Raw genomic sequence first — 15,997 nt, 5'->3', positions numbered from 1 at the left:
GTGAAAGGGCGGTGTCTTAACCGCTTGACCAACCGGCCAAATGTGGTGACCCATGTAGGCCTCGAACCTACGACACCCTGATTAAGAGTCAGGTGCTCTACCAACTGAGCTAATGGGCCGTGGTCACGTTACTTGATTATAATACCCTATCTGCTAGAAAATGTCAAGCACTTTTTTTGAAAAAACTTAAAAAATCTTTAGAGGGATAAAAACAATTGACTATGCATGGAGAAAAGCATACAATTAAAGTGTTATAGTAGGTTCTAAATTTTTTTGTACGGAGGATAGACTTATGGATTACGATATTGCCGTTATTGGTGGTGGTCCTGCTGGTGTATCTGCAGCGATTACTGCTGCCAGCAAGGGACGTAAGGTTGTTCTGTTTGAAGCCCACGGCTTCAGCCCCCGTCTGCGTAGTGTAGCGCAGATAACAGATTATATGGGTATACCCGATATTTCCGGTACTGCGCTTATGGATATTTTTGTAAATCATCTCAAGCAGATGGAAGTAGATATTATTGAATCTAAAATTATTTCTTTGCGTGAGGTAGGCGAAGGCTTTATGCTGGGTACACCGCACGGCGAATATTCTGCGGATTCCGTAGTATTGGCGACTGGTATTTCCCGTTCTACGCTTTTCCCGGGAGAAAAGGAATTTTTGGGCAAGGGCGTAAGCTACTGCGCTATTGTTGATGCTGATAAATATAAGGGCAAGTCTGTGGCCGCTATTGCTACTGTTCCTGATGCTTTGGAAGAAGTGGAATATCTGGCAGAGCAATGCGAGCATGTCTTCTTCTTCCCGCTGTATTCCGGCTTCATTCCGCCGAAAAAGAAGAATATTACTGTAGTGCTGGATAAGCCGACAGAAATTACCGGCACCGATAAGGTTACCGGTCTGCGTGCAGGCGATGATTTTTACAGTGTTAAGGCTGCCTTTGTCTTCCGTGCCAGCGATCCGCTCAACAGCTTTTTGCCGGGCCTTGAAATCCGTGGCCGCAGTATTTATGTTGATGATCAGGCGCAAACCAATATTGAAGGCGTTTTTGCCGGCGGTGACTGCACAGGTCAGCCTTGGCAGGTAAATCGTGCTGCCGGTCAGGGACAAAAGGCTGCTCTTTCGGCAATCCGCTATCTTGCACGTCGCGATGAGGGAATTGACTATTAAAAATTGCAGTAAAATCTTTTATCCCGACGGGATTTATGCTACAATATAAGTTATGATAAATTATTTGGAGGCTATATTATGTTAGATTTAAAATTCGTCCGCGAAAATCCGAAGCTGGTCGAAGAGGCTGTAAAAAGCCGTAATGGCAGCCTTGATTTGACTGAATTCCTGGAATTGGATAAACAACGTCGTGAAATTACCCAACAGGTAGAAGCACTGAAGAAAGAACGCAACACTGCATCTCAAGAGATTGGCAAGCTGAAAAAGGCTGGTCAGGATGCTACTGAGCAGATGGCTGCAGTTCGTGCTCTCGGCGATAAAATTGCTGCAGATGACAAGAAACTGAAAGAGATTGAAGAAAAAATCAAAAGCATTCTGCTGACTATTCCTAACGTTCCTGCTGAAGATGTTCCCGTAGGCAAAGATGATAGCTGCAATCCGGTTATCCGCACCTGGGGCGAACCGACCAAATTTGATTTTGAACCTAAGGCTCACTGGGATATCGGTGAAAACCTGGGCATTCTGGATTTCGAACGTGGCGTTAAGGTCAGCGGTGCACGTTATGTATTCTATCGTGGCATGGGCTCCCGTCTGGAGCGTGCCGTTATCAACTTCTTCCTGGATGTACACACCAGAAAGCATGGTTATACCGAATTCTTCCCGCCGTTCATCGTTAACGGTGCAAGCATGCAGGGCACCGGCCAATTGCCGAAATTTGCCGAGGATATGTACAAGCTGGAAAACGGCGATATGTACCTGATTCCGACCGCAGAGGTTCCTGTAACCAACTATCATCGTGATGATATTCTGACCGGCGATGAGCTGCCGCTGAAATATACCGCATACAGCGCTTGCTTCCGTGCAGAAGCCGGTGCTGCAGGCCGTGATACCCGTGGCCTGATCCGTATGCATCAGTTCAATAAGGTTGAACTGGTTAAATTCACTAAACCGGAAGAATCTTGGGCTGAGCTGGATAAGCTGACCAATGATGCTGAAGAGGTTCTGCAATTACTGGGCCTGCCGTACCATGTTGTACGTCTGTGCACCGGTGACCTGGGCTTCAGCTCTGCTACCACCTATGACCTAGAAGTATGGCTGCCGGCAGCAAACTGCTACCGCGAAATTTCTTCCTGCTCCAACTTCTTGGACTTCCAGGCACGCCGTGCTAACATCCGCTTCCGTCGTGATGCAAAATCCAAACCGGAATTTGTACACACCCTTAACGGCAGTGGTGTAGCTGTTGGCCGTACAGTTGCTGCTATTCTGGAAAACTATCAGCAGGCTGATGGCAGCGTAGTTGTTCCTGAGGTTCTGCGTCCTTACATGGGCTGCGATGTAATTCCCGCTCCGAAAAAATAAGCTGCGCAGATTCAGCTGAATAAAAATAAGCGTTGAAATGCTACTTTATTGGCATTTCAACGCTTTTTGTTTTGGCTGCTGTATTCAGTAACTTTTTGCTAGTTTAAAATATTTTATGGCGAAATTCTCTGTATTTTACAGTTAAAAATGTGCCAATCCGTGATTATTGGAAAATTTTCCCGTTCTCCTTGAAAAAAATCAATTTTTTGCCGTTTTCCTATTGTACTTTCAAATTATTGTGGTACAATCATAGAAGAAAAAATAAATGCAATAGCAAGGGGAGAGTGTTATGAGTAATAAAAAACATTTCCAAATAAGCCAACAGGCTGCAGAAAAATTAGCGGTACGTTTCGGTACGCCGCTGTTAGTACTTTCTCTTGATGAAATCAAAAAGAACTACAAGGTTTTGAAAAAATATATGCCGCGTGTCAAAATTCATTACGCGATTAAGGCTAATCCGCATCCGGAAATTTTGCGGGTGATGGCAGATATGGGCTCCTGCTTTGACGTAGCAAGCGACGGAGAAATCCGCACCCTGCATGATATGGGTGTGGATGGCGGTCGTCTGATTTACGCTAATCCGGTAAAGACGGGCGTAGGCCTGGAGGCCTGCCGCAGCTGCAGTGTACGCAAGATGACTTTTGACAGCGCCAGTGAAATAGATAAAATAAAAAAACAGTGCCCGGATACGACTGTACTGCTCAGACTGCGTATCGACAATTCCTCGGCACATGTTGATTTGAATAAAAAATTCGGTGCAGCGCGTGAAAATGCGTTGGCTTTGATGCAGCAGGCTAAGGAAGCAGGCCTGGATATGGCCGGCATTGCCTTTCATGTAGGCAGCCAGACTGTTAGTGCTGACCCCTATCTGCATGCGCTGGATATTGCGCGTGAGCTTTTTGAAGAGGCTGAGGCAGCAGGCCTGAAGCTGCGCATTCTGGATATCGGCGGCGGCTTCCCTATTCCTGAGCCGAAGGTTAAATTCAACCTGCCGGAAATGCTGCGCCAAATCAATGCGCGTCTGGATGAGGATTTTGCCGATGCCGAAATCTGGGCCGAACCGGGCCGTTATATCTGCGGTACGGCGGTAAATCTGATTACCAGCGTCATCGGTGTTACCGAGCGCAGCGGTCAGCCATGGTATTTCCTCGATGAAGGCCTGTACGGAACATTCTCCGGTGTGCTCTTTGACCAGTGGGATTTCAAGCTCATCAGCTTTCGTGAGGGTGATGAAAAGGTGGCAGCAACGTTCGCCGGACCGAGCTGTGATTCCTTGGATATTATGTTCCGCGGACGCCTGACAGTGCCGCTGCAGGTTGGCGATTTGCTGCTGGTTCCCAGCTGCGGTGCCTATACCTCTGCCAGTGCTACTACCTTTAACGGCTTCAGTAAGGCTAAGTTCGTTATCTGGGAGCGCGTAAAGGCTGAGGTTGAGCCTGTTGTCGCTGTCGGACGTGTTGAGATGAATCAGTCTGTGGCGCAGGCTGCAAAATGAAAATATAGTTGTTACCGCATCAGCGTTTAACGTTGGTGCGGTTTTTGGTTTAGGGAAAAACGTGACAGATTAGGTGCGAAAAATGTGGAAAAACGTTACAGAAAGCAATGATAAAATACGGAAAAACGTGACAAGATCAGGATTTTTTAGACGCAGCGAGGGAAGTCTTAACGCTCATTTTACGCAAGTATGCTTTTCCTTACAGCTCTACTAGCTTCACTTCTACCTGCAGTTCAGACAACAATGCCAGCAAATCGCCGAAGGTAAGCCAGACGGTAGCGGTGTTATCGTTCGGATGAATACCAATGCTGGCGGATGGCGGTAAGTTTTTGCTGCTGACGAAGATAACGCTTTTGCTTGTATCGTTCAATAGGCCGAAGGGTGAAACTAAGCCTGACTGCAGTTTGAGATATTTTTCCAGACGCTCTGCCGAAGCGAAGCTGAGGCGGGAGCTTGCAAGCTTTACTGCAAGCTCTTTGAGATCAACAGGCGTAGCTGCGGGAACGGTCAGAAGAAAGTGCTGCTTACCGTTGCTGTTGCGTAAAAATAAATTTTTGCAGATAATGGTATCAGCAGGCATCTCCAGTGCATCAAGTTCTTCCATGGAATAAACCGGCCGGTGTTCCGTACAGGTAAACGGTATGTTTTTAGCGTTTAACAAATCATAGATGTCATTCTTGGCGAAACTCATAGACAATCTCCTTGCAATAATGTTTTGTATCGATGCATTTTATTATAAGTCAACTAAGGATTTACAGCAAGTTGCAGCCTGCCTAAAATATGGAGAAAGCTCGGCGTTCATGCTATAATAATAGCAAAGCGAAAGGCGGAAAAGATAATGCGAAAAGTTATAATATATATTTTGACGCTGCTGACTTTGCTCGCAGCGGGCTGTGGCAGTGAGCAGCCACAGCCCAAGGAGCTGCAGCTCTGCAGCAGCATGGGCACCAAGCTGACGAAGGTTATTGCTGATAGCTACCGCAAGGCTGCAGGTGTAAAAGTAAATATAAGCTATCTGCCCGGAGGCACGCAGCAGGAACGCTTGGATTACCTGCGCAAGCACAAATTCGATGTCTGGCTGGGCGGTACGAGTGAGGAATACTTCATGGCGGATGAGCAGCATATTCTGCAGCCTTATATCGCCAAGGAAGCCTACAAGGTGCCGGCAGAGCTGCGCAATCGTACCGGTCAATGGACGAGTCTTTATTTGAGCTATATTGCTTTGCTGAGCAACAAAAACAATCTGCATGCTTACGGCTTATATGCGCCGGAAACATGGGATGAGCTTTTAGTACCGCAGCTTAAGGATGAGCTGGCGATTGCCGATTTTGAATTGGGTGGAGCCAGCTACGGTATGATTACAAGTATCGTGCAGCTGCGTGGCAAGGATCAGGCTATGGCTTATGCAGCCAAGTTCAATGCACAGCAGCCTGTTTATACTAAGGGGTTCGGTGAGGCTGTGGACCTTGTCTATATAGGCAAAAAGACGGTTGCCATAGTGCCGCTGGATTATGCTTTGCAGATGGAAGCACGTCATCGTCACCTGTTTGCAACAGTGGTGAAGGATGCCAACCGTACAATGCTTACCGGTGCAGCGATTATGCGCAGCGCTGAGCATCCCGAGCAGGCACGCGCTTTTTTGGATTATCTGATGAGTGATGCAGGTGTAGAGCTGTTACCTGCAAACGGTTATCATTATATCTGGCATGTAAAAAAATATCCTTATAATGACGGACGTAAGGAGCTTATAGGTAATGTCCGTGTCCCAGTAGATGATTTAAGCTGGACCTCGGTTTATAAGAGTGAGATTATCCGTCAGTGGCGTAGTGCGCTTTAACGGCATAAAAAAATTGGCGCTCTTACAGCGCCAATAAATTTTATAAAACCTTATGTTTTACATGGTCCAGTGCCTGGTCGAAAAGGCTGAGCACGTGGCTGTCATCCAGAGAATAAATAACCTCTTTACCGTCCTTGGTAAATTTTACCAGGTTGGTGGCACGCAGCAGACGCAGCTGATGCGAAATAGCGGAATGTGTCATGCCAAGTGCATCGGCAATGCAGGTAACGCACATCTCCTGGTGTGCTAACAGGGAGAGAATGCGGATACGAGTGGGGTCGCTGAGGACTTTAAAAATATCAGCCATGGGCTGGATATATTTTTCGTCATCATTGCCAGGAAGCGGCAAGTTATGAGTGTGGACGTGTGTCATTTTATCACCTACTTTACTTTTTATTGTTTAGACGCAGTCCTTTGTTGAAAAAGAATGCGAGTACTGCGTAATAAAAGAAGCCTCCGGTTGGAGTCTTGCTGATAAACCAGGTCGGGAAAAGGAAAAAGCTTACGCTGAGGAAAAGCAGCTGCGGTAAGCAGCTGAAAAGACAGCTGATACCCTCCTCCTGCCATTTGCTTTTGATGTGCAACGCACTGAAGACGCTGTAGCGTGAGGCAAAAACGCCGAAGCATATGCCGCTGAAGGCATAGAGAACGAAGTTGACAATTTCACCGAAGTTCATGTTACTTATCCTCTTTACTACTGAGCTGTTTGAAAAAACCGGTCTTGAGCAACAGGCAGGCAATAATACTGCCGCCGATGGTGCTTACTAAAAACGGCGGGATGAAGAACCAGGCTACAGCATTGCTGCCTAAAAGCAGTGTGGCCATAATCCAGGCGACGAAACCACCGATGATGCCGGTACCGAATATTTCGCCAGCCATAGCCGCTGTCAGTGTTTTGTAACGGCTGTAGGCCAGTCCGGCGAGGGCTGCACCGATCATACTGCCGGGGAAAGCCAGCAGTGAGCCTGTGCCCAGCATGTTGCGCAGACAGGCAATGATGAAGCCGATAGCAACGGCGTAATCAGGTCCCAGGAGAACCGCACCCATAACATTGATGGCATGCTGCACAGGGAAGCATTTGGAAACACCTGCAGGAATATAAATTAAATGTGCGCTCAGTGTGCCGATGGCAATCAGAAGCGCTGCTGATGTCAGCTTACGGGTTTGCATATAAAAACCTCCATATGAAAGTTGTGTATGGCTAACAATGATATAACTATATTATAGCATTTAAATAGGTGTTTTGTGAACATATCTGAATAAATTCATAAGAAAATTTTTCAGAATATAAAAGCTTATTAAGCAGAACAGGAGTGATAAATTTGGCTTTGTTAGAAGGTATTAAGGTTATTGATTTTTCCAAGTGGCTGCCGGGACAATATTGCGGTATGCTGTTAGGTGATTACGGTGCGGATGTTATCAAGATTGAAGATTTGCAGGGTGATGCGACACGTCGCTTTTGGCCTGAAAAAACTAAAGGCATGAGCTACTGGCATCTGATGTTGAATCGTAATAAACGTGGTGTGGCTCTGGACTTGAAAAAAGCTGGTGGCCGAGATTTGCTGCTCAAGCTGCTGCAGGAGGCCGATGTTTTTCTGGAGGGCTTCCGTCCCGGTTATCTGGCGCGCTATGGCCTTGATTATGACAGTGTGCATAAAATTAATCCGCGTCTGGTGTACTGCTCGATTACCGGCTTCGGCCAAGAATCGCATAAGCCGGCACACGACCTGAACGTTGTCGGTCTGGCTGGCCTCAATAATCTTGATGATATTGGCAGAGCCTGCGTATCTGAGGTGCAGGTGAGCGCGATTGGCAGTGGTTTGAATGCTTTAAGTGCGATTTCTATGGCGCTCTTGGCGCGCGAACGTACTGGCAAAGGACAGTGGCTTGATGTCAATTTGTATGCTACGGCACTGTCAATGCAGGTGACGGGCATTAGTGCTTTGTTGGGCTGCAGGGAAACAGGTGAAAAGCCCTTTGGCCGTATAGCGCATTACTATAATATTTATCGTACAGCAGATGGCCGCTATCTGACTGTAGGCACTATTGAGCCTAAGTTCTGGCAGCGTTTTTGTGATTTGATTGAATGTCCGGAGCTGGAAAAACGCCAATATGATTTTACACATGAGGAGGAGCTGCAGCAGCTGGTGGCTGCTAAAATTGCCGCTAAAACCCAACAGCAATGGTTGAATTTAATCGGTGGCGCAGAATTTTGTGTAACGCCCGTATGCAGCCTGGAGGAAGCGCTGGACAGTGAGCTGACGGCGCAGGAGCATATTCTGCAGGAGGCTGACAGTGATCTTGGCAAATTGCAGTATATCGGCGGTCCGGTGAAGTTCAGTGAAGATGTAAGTACCATTCGCATGCGAGCTCCTAAGCTTGGTGAACATACGCTGGATATTTTGCAGGAACTGGGATATAATGATAATGAAATCAGCGCTTTACATGAAGAGGGCGCAATCTAGGATTTTTTGATTGTAGTGTGTTTATGAAGCAGGAGGCCGATATGAGGAAAATATTAAAGCTTTTTATGACATTTGTTTTTGCCTGCTGCCTGTTTGTAGGCGTTAATCCTGCAGAAGCAGGCTTAATCAGCAGAGAGCAGGAAATTGAAATGGGCCAGCAGACCGCACAGCAGCTGGAGGCTCAATACGGCGTGTCGCAGGATTATGCGCTGCAGGAGAGAGTTAACCGCATCGGCCAAAGGCTGGCTAAGGTTTGCGGACGTGATGACATCACCTTTTCCTTTAAGGTGCTCAATAACAACGAGGTCAATGCCTTGGCCTGCCCCGGCGGCTTTGTTTATGTGTATAAGGGATTGATTGACTATATGCCGACAGATATGGAGCTGGCTGGCGTGCTTGGCCATGAGGTAGGACACGTAGCAAAAAAGCATACTGTCAATGCAATTGAAAAGCAAATGTGGACATCCCTGATTCTGCTAGCTGCTACGCGTGGACAGGGTATGGGCCTTGTGCAGGCAGCACAGCAGGCGTTGTTTGCCGGTTACAGCCGTACAGACGAACGCGGTGCCGATAAGGAAGGCGTAAAGAACAGCATTGCAGCAGGTTATAATCCTTACAGCATGCTGATTACCGTGTGGAAGCTTGATGATTTGTCCAAGCAGGGCGGCGGCGCCAATTACGGTCTGTTCAGCAGCCATCCTGAGCCGGAGGAGCGTGTAAAGCGCGTTATGAAGCAGCTTAAGGAATATGATATTCATCCTGATGTTATAGTTAAGGATGATGACCATGCGACTGTTACCGAGGGCAATTGGACCTTTAACGTTGGGCAGAGCATTGGCAACACCAAGGGTAAATATCGTGCCTACATGCTTGCAGGCGGCTTGTGGAACGTGCGTCAGCGCGGACCGGTCAACCCCAATCATTTCGTAGTTTATGATAACGGCAGTACGGCTGATATCTACTATGATGATATTCAGGTTTTCCGTCTGTATACGCAGGATGCAGGTGCTTTTGGCAGTGCCGGCGCTTATGCAGCAGCCTGTGCTGATATGCTGCGTGATTGGGCACATATAGCTAATGCTAATGATGCTAAAGCTAAGAGCAGCACCAAAAAGAAATAAGCAGATTCAGGCAATAAATAAAGCCATACCCTGCTAAGCAAATTGCTTAGCGAGGTATGGCTTTTTAGTTGCGTTAATGCATGGGAGGTGGTTTTTACAGTACCTTTTGCAGCAGATTCAGCACATTCTTATGGGTGATTTTTTCGACAGTGCTGGCGCTGTATTTTTTAGAAAGATATTCATAAACTGCGCTGTAATCCTGCACGCCGTGGAGGTTGTAGGGCGGATGGCTGATGCCGTCAAAGTCGCTGCCGAAGCCGATATGGTCATCATTGCCCATGATGTTCAGCATGTAATCGATATGGCGGTAAATACTTTCGATGCAGGCATCGTTGTAATCGTGCTCCAAAAATTGACCGGCAAAGGTAACACCAATCAGGCCGTCATTTTCTTTAATTGCCAGAATCTGCTTGTCATCCAGGTTACGCGGATGCGGGCAAAGAGCCTTGGCATTGGAATGAGTTGCGATAATGGGCTTGCTGCTGGTCTCAATAACATCCCAGAAGCCTGCGGGTGCGATGTGGGAAACGTCAACCAGCATACCGAGCTTGTTCATTTCGGCAACTACCTGGCGGCCGAAAACGGTGAGACCGCCGCCGCTGCTTTCTTCGTTGACACCATCAGCGATATCGTTGCGGTTGCTCCAGGTGAGTGTCATAGCGCGCACGCCTAAGGCATAGAGACAACGCAGTGCTTCCAGACTGCCGTCGATAGCGCCGCCCTCTTCAATGGCGAGCAAAGTTGCAGCCTTGTGGTTGAGCACATCGGCAGCGTCCTCTTTGGTGAGTACCTGCAGCACATCGATGCCGTCTGCGTGAAGCTTCTTTACTTCCTGCAGGTATTTGTCCAGCAGCTGCAGGGTGTAGCGCAGGCCGCCGTAATAACGGAATTCGTGTGTGGGTACGAAGATAGCACAGAATTGCAGACCGCCGCCGAGAGCGATTTGACGCTGAATGTCAAAATGCTGGTCATTTGCATAAAGGCTGGTGCCTTTCTTATATAATTCGGTAAGGGTATCGCAGTGACAATCACAGATAAACATAGAGAAAACTCCTTTCAGAATTTATTAAACCCCCGCGTTTCCCGAACGTGGAACAGCGGGGGTTATAATACTGTAAATTTTTACTTAACAGTTAAAGGTACTTGCTTCTTACCAACCGGTGTAGTAGTAGAAGAAGGTCATACCGATGGTAACGATCATAGCGCCGGCCATGGGGATTGCAGTGCGTTTTACCAGATCAAAGGAGGAAACGCCACCCATACCGGAGGATACTACGATAACTGCGGTAATCGGGGAGCAGTTACGCATGATAGAAGCTGCAAAGTGCATCGGCAGCAGCATCAGTACCGGGTGCAGGCCGCTGTGCGCTGCAACTGCCGGAGTAAGTGCGGCGAATGCGAAGAAGGGAGCATTGCCGCTGCCCATAACAATTGCGGATACAGCGATAATTGCTACCATAACCAGCATCATAGCCATCGGGCCGAAGCCTAAGTTTTTACTGCCGTCGATAAGAGTGGTGATAGCACCCATGGATACGAGGCCCTTAGCAAAGGTCTGACCTGCAACAACCAGGGTAATAACGTTAGCCATCTGCATGCCTAAGCCATCGAAGAAGGTCTGAATATCGCCCAAAACCTTATGGCCGTCACGCCAACGGGCGTATTCGCAAATAACACCGATAGTCAGGCCGATAAACATAGCCATAACGATATTCATCTTAATAGTGGTAATCCAGAGAGAACTGAAGGAAAGAATCAATGCCAGAGGAATTACCGGCAGGATAGCGTACCACAACGGTGCATTATCTGCTTCTTCTTCAATTTTTTCAACTTGCATCGGCTGCACGATATGGCCGTCGCGTTTATCCATATATTTTTGAGTCAGGTAATGCAGAACGCCTACAACTACGAAGGCTACAGCAACGATAGGAACCTGATAATGGCTCCAGTAAACTACAGGGTCAACGCCTGCGGTTTCGGCGGAGAGGATGGTACCGGTATCACTGGGGCTCCAGTCGAAGCAGAGAGTGGTTGCTACAGCAGCGGTTGCGGACAGACGGCTTACGCCCAAGCCTAACAGAATGGGGAACATGGTTACCATCAGCAGCATTGCCAAACCGGAGGCACTGTTGATGCACAGGCCGATGAGCATACCGATAATCCAGGTGCCGCTCATAACCAGATAGGGGGATTTTAAAGCCATCAACGGTTTGATGGTTAAACGTACTAAAGAGCGGGAAGCGCCGATTTTATCCATATATTTAGCAAAAGCGCCTACAGACATAATGTTCAGGCCAAGTTTGCCGACGTTAGAGCTGAAGGTTGCGCGGATAAATTCAAAGGCATCGAAAATTACGGAGCCTGTTGTAGCCTTAGCTCCTAAAATCTGGCTGTAACCCAGCATAGCAGCGATATACATCATGATAATACCGCCCATGAAGAGCACAGGCTGTGGTTTGTACTTTTTGTAAATCAAATAGCCAACCCAAAACGTTATAATTGCAGAAATAACAATACCCAATTTTCATCATCCCTTTCTCTTATGAATTTATTTTACAAAAATTTAGGCAATTCCATTATAGCATAACTTTGTTGCATTAAGCAATAAAAAAACCTGCAATATTCCCCGCGAAGGGGACAGAATGCAGGTTTTTTTAGTTAATTATTAATACATGTCAATCTTCTAAAGACAAAACGCGTAAAACATGTTGGATATAAATAGCCTGAATTGCTTTGGAACGGCCAAGACCGCACAGATGACCGGTTGTTTTGATGCCTAAAGCTTCAATCTGAGTCTTCCAACTGTCTTCCTCGTCGCTGTACATATCGTTGTTGGCGTGATCACCGGCAACAACCATCAGGGGATACATATGTACATGTTTGTATTTGCGCTCCTGCAGCTTTTGCAGGACAGCTTCAAAATTAGGAGTATCCTCTTCTTCTACGGTTCCTACAATAACAGGGAATTTCATAGAATCAAAGATTTCCTGCAGCTTAACATAGGTATAGCCGTGCGCTTTATTGTTGTTGCGCGGTGTGCCGTGGCCCATCAGGACTACGCCTTCGCCCGGCGCTAAGGGAGGAACCTGAACGGCAATAGCTGCCGCTGCCAGCTTATAGTCCTCCTCGTTAACAATGAGAGGCTGGCTGATAATAATCTTTTGAAATTTAGCGGTAAATTTATCCTTGAGGCTGAGAATCTTCTGTTCGAATTCTTCGCCGTGCAGCAGATGTGTCGGCTGCAATACTACCTCTTCGTAGCCTGCGTCTGCCAACTTTTGCAGCACTGTTTCCGTATCGTCGATTTTAATACCGCGTTCAGCCAGACGTTTGCGGATAATTACGGAGGTAAAGGCACGGTACTGGTCATAGGCAGGGAAGGCTGCGGCGAGTGCCTGCTCAATGCCGCCGATATCGTGGGTTCTGGTTTCGTCGAAGGTGGAGCCGAAGCTAATAACCACCAGAGCTTTTTTGCTATCCATTTATAGCACCTCTTCTTCTTAAATTAAATTATATTATAAAAATACTCTCCGCCCTGAAAAGCTGACGGAGAGTAAAAAGGTGTGAAAGAAATGAATTACTTGTTAATTAAATTATTTAGCTTTCAGAGCATTCCAAGAATCGTTTGCTCTTTCAACAAACAGTTTTTGTACTGCTGCGTTTTCGCCCAGGCCGTGGATATAGGTGTTAACCTTGAAGCCTTCAGCCTGCAGTTGAGATTTAAAGGAATCAGGCTCGTCACCGGCCATATCGTTATTAGCATGGTCGCCTGCAACCATCATCAGCGGCATCAGAGTTACGTTCTTAATGCCTTTAGCTTTCAGTTGCGGAGTAACGGTGTCCAGATGCGGCCAGCCTTCTACGGAGAAGATGTAAGCGTTGGTGTAGCCAAGCTCATTCAGACGGTCTTGCATTACTGCATAGTAAGCATTGGACGGATGCGGAGTACCATGAGCCATGATCAGAACAGCATCTTTTTTGCCGAGTTTCGGGAATTGAGTAGAAACTGCTTTCATGGTTTCGGTAATATCGTCAACTTGGCCTTCCTGACCTTGCCAGTACATCAGCGGAGTACCGAAGGTCATTTTCTTGAAGTCGTTTTTGTGCAGGTTATAAACTGCATCTTTGTATGCATATTCCATGCCCGGAATAATATCCAGAGAGGTCAGAGCAATACGGGTGTAACCTTCAGCTTTCAGTTGAGCCAGAGCTTGTTCAGGTGTCGGGATGGTGAGACCTTCATGAGCTTTGATACGGTCAATAATAATATGAGAGGTGAAAGCGGTAACTACTTTTACACCGGGATGAGCAGCTTTAATAGAGTTTACAGTTGCTTCAATAGTTTTAGCACGGCTGTCTTTAAAGGTGGTACCGAAGCTCATTACAACGATAGCGTCTTTGTCAGGCAGGTTTGCCAGAGCCGGATTAACATTGGTTTTTACGCCGATTTGGGATGCCATAAGCAGAGCCGGGGTAGCGTCTTTAACTTCGTCGTTCAGTTGGTATGCGGCATGGCTGGTAGCAGCAAAGCCTAAGAGGGCAGCACAAGTCATAGATGCAACAGCAAATTTTTTCAGACTTTTCATTTTGAAAGCACTCCTTTTGAATTCATAATCATCAAAAATATGTAGAAGGTTATTTTATAAACCTTACTTCTCTGTATTATATCACTTATAGTTGAGATGTCAACAAAAATAATAAGAATTGCTATTATGAAGTTATAATAAAAAACAGACTGCTGTTATCAGCAGTCTGTTGCAAAGTTATTTCTTAAAGATTTTTCTAAAGCAGTCCTTCAGAGAGCGTCCGAGCATACCATTCGCAGGATCATTTTCATATTCGCGGTCGCGGCTGTCGCTGAAGGAGGCCACAAGCGTACCGTCTTCCATATCATAGAAGTTGTAAATCAGGCTTAGCTGTGCATACGGGTGAAAGCTTTCCGGTACCCAGCGCTGACGGACAACGTCCTCCGTCCAGTAGTGGCGTTTACCGTCTTTGTCATAGTAGTAATGTGTTTCCTGAGTAGTGTAATCTTCAAAATGACCGGGAACACGAACAGTACGGTAGCCAAAATGATTGATGGTAACGCGTATTTCCAAATCTCTGGGCGCTAAATTTTTCTGGCTGGCTTTAACATTATGATATTCCGGCAGTGGCTTTTGTGTTTCGTCTGTAGCAATCAGCTTTTGTTTGCCTACAGCCTGCAAAATAGCGGCCAGTACTTTGGTTTCAGCGTTTTCATCAATCTTGAAGCGACGCGTCGGCTCTCCTTCAAGATTATCAATCTGGGTGATATGAATCTCTTTCACTGTACGCAGATTGTAGTCAGGATGCTTGTAGGGCTGATTAGCGAAGCAGGAAGCGCTGACGCAGAGTAGCATAATAAACGTAAGCAGGAACAGGGATAATTTTTTCATGGCAGACCTCCTAAAAGCTTCCTCAGGTTAATCCTTCAGCATATCCTTGATGCCGGCAAAGGTTTCCGGGCTGATGATATGCTCGATACGGCAGGCATCCTTTTCTGCAATTTCCTCGTCCACGCCCAGAATCTCGTTGATAAAACGGGTGAGGGTTACGTGACGGTCGTAGACAGCAGCGGCTTTTTTCTGACCATCCTTGGTAAGCAGGATGCGTCCGTCAGGCTCCATGATAATATAGTTATCACGTTTAAGAATGCTCATAGCGCGGCTGACGCTGGCTTTTGTAAAATTCATTTCCTCCGCAATGTCGATAGAACGTACGCTGCCATTGCGTTTGGTCAGAACTAAGATAGTTTCCAAGTAATTTTCTCCGGATTCCAGCAGTGACATTTTTATAACCTCCATCAGTATCAGATGTAATATTTCGATTACTACTATTTTAACACATTTAATTCTTAACGTCACTAGCAGAGATAGTGTATAATAAAAAACAAACAAAATAGTCAGATGAGTAAGCTGCGGCTATCTTAAATAGATGATCAGAAACGGAAAGAGGTAGTGATATGTTAAAATTTATGCAGGAAACACTTAGTGTATGGGAGCTTCTGCGACGGACAAAAAAGCCGATAGTGCTTTACGGAATGGGTAACGGAGCCGATAAAATTATTGACTGGTGCGAAGCAAACGAAGTGCAGGTTCAGGGCGTGTTTGCCAGTGACGAGTTCGTCCGCGGACAGCAGTTCCGCGGCTTTACGGTGGAACGCTATGATGCGCTGCGCGCACGTCTGGGCAATGACCTTTTGGTTGTTATTGCCTTTGCCAGCGAAAGACCGGAGGTGCTGGAGCGCTTTGCGCAGTTGGCTGCCGAGCAGGAGGTTGTGGCACCGCATCTGCCGCTTTTTGACGAGGAAGAAACTGTAAGCGCAGCCTGGCTGCAGCGTTACGAAGAGCAGTTGGCGTATGTTTACGACAGACTTGCGGATGAACAGTCGCGCAGAGTTTTTGCCGCTACGCTTAACTATAAGCTCAGCGGTAAGATAAGCTATCTTTTTGACTGCGAAACGCAGCGGGAGGAGGATATCAGAACGTTGCTTGCGCCGACAGCCGAAGAAATATATATGGATCTTGGTGCCTA

At 46.8% G+C, this 15,997-nt stretch carries 16 protein-coding genes, 1 tRNA gene and 1 pseudogene; 7 read left to right on the top strand and 11 right to left on the bottom strand.

From position 1 onward, the window contains the following. Positions 1-43 precede the first annotated feature (43 nt). Positions 44-119 (bottom strand) — tRNA-Lys (locus BN587_RS00410). A 173-nt stretch (positions 120-292) separates the two neighbouring features. Between BN587_RS00410 and BN587_RS00405 the strand changes: the two genes are divergently transcribed. From BN587_RS00405 to BN587_RS00395, 3 genes are all read left to right on the top strand, one after another. Continuing rightward, positions 293-1,165 (top strand): NAD(P)/FAD-dependent oxidoreductase, encoded by an 873-nt coding sequence (locus BN587_RS00405; protein WP_021719199.1) that lies wholly within the window; start codon positions 293-295, stop codon positions 1,163-1,165. A gap of 78 nt (positions 1,166-1,243) precedes the next feature. After that, positions 1,244-2,524 carry a serine--tRNA ligase gene (gene serS, locus BN587_RS00400; protein WP_021719198.1) on the top strand — a complete coding sequence of 427 codons (1,281 nt, stop codon included), beginning with the start codon at positions 1,244-1,246 and terminating at the stop codon, positions 2,522-2,524. Between the two features lie 289 nt (positions 2,525-2,813). Then, entirely contained in the window at positions 2,814-4,019 is a 1,206-nt protein-coding gene (locus BN587_RS00395) for a type III PLP-dependent enzyme (RefSeq protein ID WP_021719197.1), read from the top strand. 199 nt (positions 4,020-4,218) lie between these two features. Here the strand turns inward: BN587_RS00395 and BN587_RS00390 are convergent, their stop codons facing one another. Next, on the bottom strand, positions 4,219-4,710 hold the full coding sequence (locus BN587_RS00390; protein WP_021719196.1) for a prolyl-tRNA synthetase associated domain-containing protein: 492 nt from the start codon (positions 4,708-4,710) through the stop codon (positions 4,219-4,221). 147 nt (positions 4,711-4,857) lie between these two features. Here BN587_RS00390 and BN587_RS00385 point away from each other — a divergent pair, with 147 nt between their 5' ends. After that, positions 4,858-5,856 carry an extracellular solute-binding protein gene (locus BN587_RS00385; RefSeq protein ID WP_021719195.1) on the top strand — a complete coding sequence of 333 codons (999 nt, stop codon included), beginning with the start codon at positions 4,858-4,860 and terminating at the stop codon, positions 5,854-5,856. A 40-nt stretch (positions 5,857-5,896) separates the two neighbouring features. On the opposite strand, the gene BN587_RS00380 is transcribed toward BN587_RS00385, so the two are convergent. The 3 genes from BN587_RS00380 to thiW are packed head-to-tail and all read right to left on the bottom strand — an operon-like array spanning position 5,897 to position 7,026. Further along, positions 5,897-6,229: an ArsR/SmtB family transcription factor gene (locus BN587_RS00380; RefSeq protein WP_021719194.1), complete on the bottom strand. Its 333-nt coding sequence runs from the start codon at positions 6,227-6,229 to the stop codon at positions 5,897-5,899. A 13-nt stretch (positions 6,230-6,242) separates the two neighbouring features. Next, complete coding sequence (locus BN587_RS00375) at positions 6,243-6,533, bottom strand: hypothetical protein (RefSeq protein ID WP_021719193.1); 291 nt, start codon at positions 6,531-6,533, stop codon at positions 6,243-6,245. Between the two features lies 1 nt (position 6,534). Next, positions 6,535-7,026: an energy coupling factor transporter S component ThiW gene (thiW, locus tag BN587_RS00370; RefSeq protein ID WP_021719192.1), complete on the bottom strand. Its 492-nt coding sequence runs from the start codon at positions 7,024-7,026 to the stop codon at positions 6,535-6,537. Between the two features lie 152 nt (positions 7,027-7,178). On the opposite strand from thiW, the gene BN587_RS00365 reads away from it, so the two are divergent. Both BN587_RS00365 and BN587_RS00360 read left to right on the top strand, forming a co-directional pair. Next, on the top strand, positions 7,179-8,321 hold the full coding sequence (locus tag BN587_RS00365) for a CaiB/BaiF CoA transferase family protein (protein WP_021719191.1): 1,143 nt from the start codon (positions 7,179-7,181) through the stop codon (positions 8,319-8,321). Positions 8,322-8,362: 41 nt separating this feature from the next. Beyond that, positions 8,363-9,442 carry a M48 family metallopeptidase gene (locus BN587_RS00360; protein ID WP_021719190.1) on the top strand — a complete coding sequence of 360 codons (1,080 nt, stop codon included), beginning with the start codon at positions 8,363-8,365 and terminating at the stop codon, positions 9,440-9,442. Positions 9,443-9,536: 94 nt separating this feature from the next. Here the strand turns inward: BN587_RS00360 and BN587_RS00355 are convergent, their stop codons facing one another. The 6 genes from BN587_RS00355 to BN587_RS00330 form a co-directional block, all read right to left on the bottom strand. After that, on the bottom strand, positions 9,537-10,484 hold the full coding sequence (locus tag BN587_RS00355) for a dipeptidase (protein ID WP_021719189.1): 948 nt from the start codon (positions 10,482-10,484) through the stop codon (positions 9,537-9,539). Between the two features lie 108 nt (positions 10,485-10,592). Next, on the bottom strand, positions 10,593-11,963 hold the full coding sequence (gene dcuC, locus BN587_RS00350) for a C4-dicarboxylate transporter DcuC (protein ID WP_021719188.1): 1,371 nt from the start codon (positions 11,961-11,963) through the stop codon (positions 10,593-10,595). Between the two features lie 154 nt (positions 11,964-12,117). Beyond that, positions 12,118-12,924, bottom strand: coding sequence for a sirohydrochlorin cobaltochelatase (locus BN587_RS00345; RefSeq protein ID WP_021719187.1), 807 nt, complete (start codon positions 12,922-12,924; stop codon positions 12,118-12,120). A gap of 111 nt (positions 12,925-13,035) precedes the next feature. Then, the gene (locus BN587_RS00340) at positions 13,036-14,028 is read right to left on the bottom strand and encodes a sirohydrochlorin cobaltochelatase (RefSeq protein WP_021719186.1); all 993 of its coding nucleotides are present in this window, start codon (positions 14,026-14,028) and stop codon (positions 13,036-13,038) included. Positions 14,029-14,205: 177 nt separating this feature from the next. Beyond that, positions 14,206-14,859 (bottom strand): hypothetical protein, encoded by a 654-nt coding sequence (locus BN587_RS00335; protein ID WP_021719185.1) that lies wholly within the window; start codon positions 14,857-14,859, stop codon positions 14,206-14,208. A 27-nt stretch (positions 14,860-14,886) separates the two neighbouring features. Further along, positions 14,887-15,246, bottom strand: coding sequence for a metal-dependent transcriptional regulator (locus BN587_RS00330; protein ID WP_368482934.1), 360 nt, complete (start codon positions 15,244-15,246; stop codon positions 14,887-14,889). 179 nt (positions 15,247-15,425) lie between these two features. On the opposite strand from BN587_RS00330, the pseudogene BN587_RS00325 reads away from it, so the two are divergent. After that, positions 15,426-15,997, top strand: a pseudogene (locus BN587_RS00325) (FkbM family methyltransferase); the annotation flags it as partial.

It is taken from the genome of Phascolarctobacterium succinatutens CAG:287, from assembly GCF_000434895.1.
Lineage (GTDB): Bacteria > Bacillota > Negativicutes > Acidaminococcales > Acidaminococcaceae > Phascolarctobacterium_A > Phascolarctobacterium_A succinatutens_A.
Note: the sequence above shows the minus strand (reverse complement) of the source record. Positions and strands in the feature narration are given on the sequence as shown.